At 75.1% G+C, this 414-nt stretch carries 1 pseudogene; it reads right to left on the minus strand.

The window, feature by feature from the left end:
* Positions 1-414: pseudogene (locus KBX39_RS32925) on the minus strand (multidrug transporter); the annotation flags it as partial.

Consider the following 414-nt stretch of genomic DNA (forward strand, 5'->3'; position numbering starts at 1 on the left):
CCGCTTGCGGGTGTACGAGCCCCAGAGCGGCGTGAACACGCCCACGCCGTCGCGCTGCACCATGTTGTTGAACTGGGTCAGCGGCACCGGGCCGGTGGGCAGCGTCGCGGCGCCCTCGAAGCCGACCTCGACCACCCGGCCGATGCCCTGGGCGCTGATGCCCACCGCGTTGGGGTGCCCGGCGATCGGCGACTGCACCAGCTCGCCGGAGCGGATGCCGACGCCCTGGGCGGCGCCGGAGTTGTTGATGTCGAAGAAGTCGCCGTTGACCGCCGCGACCGCGCGGGACCGGTCCACCGCGGCGCGCAGCGGCTCGTCCCTGGTCACCTCGCCGGAGTTCACGTAGTCCACCGTCAGCCCGCCGCCCAGGTCGGCGGGGTGCGCGTCGGCGCGCCGCCCGCCGGCCGCGGCGTA

The organism is Micromonospora sp. D75 (assembly GCF_018070405.1).
Taxonomy (GTDB): Bacteria; Actinomycetota; Actinomycetes; order Mycobacteriales; family Micromonosporaceae; genus Micromonospora; species Micromonospora chalcea.